Below are 1,731 nucleotides of genomic sequence, written 5' to 3'. Positions count from 1 at the left end.
CAGTCAGGAGGGTGAGGCCACCGGCCTGGACCTTTCGCGACCCCGGAGTCGGTCAGCGTCACGGAATCTGGTGGGTTGTGTTTTGGTATGTTGACTTCTGTTGATGTACTGAGGTGGTGGCGAAGAAGCAGAAGCAGGGGAGTCCTACGTGAACAAGACCTCGACCCGGCTGGCCGACGGCCGTGAGCTGGTCTACTACGACCTGAGCGACGCCACCTCGCGTGACGCCGCCGACCGCCGCCCACTGGAACCGACCGTCACCTCCTCCGGCATCCGCCACGACCCGCTGCTCGGCGACGCCGTGGCCATCGCCTCGCACCGCCAGGGCCGTACGTACCACCCGCCCGCCGACCAGTGCCCGCTCTGCCCCACCCGCGGCGACCGGCTCAGCGAGATCCCGGACTCCTCCTACGACGTGGCCGTCTTCGAGAACCGCTTCCCCTCCCTCGCCGGCGACTCCGGCCGCTGCGAGGTGGTCTGCTTCACCTCCGACCACGACAGCTCGTTCTCCGAGCTGAGCGAGAAGCAGGTCTGGCTCGTCCTCGACGCGTGGACCGACCGCACCACCGAGCTGTCCCGGCTGCCCGCCGTCCAGCAGGTGTTCTGCTTCGAGAACCGCGGCCCCGAGATCGGCGTCACCCTCCAGCACCCGCACGGCCAGATCTACGGCTACCCCTTCATCACCCCCCGCACCGCGTCCACGCTCCGCCGCCTCGCCGCGCACCGGGAGGCCAGCGGCGGCGAAAACCTCTTCGACGCCGTCCTGGACCGTGAACTCGCCGATGAACGGGTAGTCCTCACGGGTGAACACTGGGCCGCCTTCGTCCCGTACGCCGCGCACTGGCCGTACGAGGTCCACCTGTACCCCCGCCGCAGGGTGCCCGACCTGCCCGCCCTCGACGAGGCCGCCCGCACAGAGTTCCCTCAGATCTATCTGGAACTCTTGAAACGCTTCGACCGGATCTTCGGACCCGGCGAGCCCCCGACGCCCTACATCGCGGCCTGGCACCAGGCCCCCTTCGGGCAGCTGGCGGACTTCGAGGGCGTCAGCCGTGACGACTTCGCGCTGCACCTGGAACTTTTCACCATCCGCCGCACGTCCGGCAAGCTGAAGTACCTCGCGGGCTCCGAATCCGGTATGAGCGTGTTCATCAACGACGTGCCGCCGGAGCGCGCGGCCGAGCGACTGCGAGAGGTAGCGAGTTCATGAAGCACCTGAAGTACCTGGTGACGGGCGGGGCGGGGTACGTCGGGAGCGTGGTCGCCCAGCATCTGCTGGAGGCCGGTCACGAGGTGACCGTCCTCGACAACCTCTCCACCGGCTTTTGCGAGGGCGTCCCCGCAGGCGCCGCCTTCATCGAGGGCGACATCCGCGACGCCGCCAAATGGCTGGACGACTCCTACGCCGCCGTGCTGCACTTCGCCGCGTTCTCCCAGGTCGGCGAGTCCGTCGTCAAACCCGAGAAGTACTGGGACAACAACGTCGGCGGCACCATGGCCCTGCTCGCCGCGATGCGCGAGGCGGGCGTGCGCACCCTCGTCTTCTCCTCCACGGCCGCCACCTACGGCGAGCCCGAGCGGACCCCCATCCCCGAGTCCGCCCCCACCCGCCCCACCAACCCCTACGGCGCCTCCAAACTCGCCGTCGACCACATGATCACCGGCGAGGCCACCGCCCACGGCCTGGCCGCGGTCTCCCTGCGCTACTTCACCGTCGCGGGCGCCTACGGC

Annotated in this window: 2 protein-coding genes; both read left to right on the top strand. The window is 69.1% G+C overall.

All coding sequences use genetic code 11. The features are described 5' to 3' along the window. Window positions 1-148: 148 nt before the first annotated feature. Window positions 149-1,210: a galactose-1-phosphate uridylyltransferase gene (gene galT / locus ACFXAZ_RS39495; protein WP_384601908.1), complete on the top strand. Its 1,062-nt coding sequence runs from the start codon at window positions 149-151 to the stop codon at window positions 1,208-1,210. After that, a partial coding sequence (locus tag ACFXAZ_RS39490) for an NAD-dependent epimerase/dehydratase family protein (RefSeq protein ID WP_384601905.1) occupies window positions 1,207-1,731 on the top strand: 525 nt, incomplete at its 3' end. The genes galT and ACFXAZ_RS39490, both read left to right, overlap by 4 nt.

This window comes from Streptomyces sp. NPDC059477, assembly GCF_042749375.1.
In the GTDB taxonomy this organism is placed as follows: domain Bacteria; phylum Actinomycetota; class Actinomycetes; order Streptomycetales; family Streptomycetaceae; genus Streptomyces.
The sequence above is the reverse complement of the archived record's forward strand: the minus strand, read 5'-3'. Positions and strand labels throughout refer to the sequence as shown.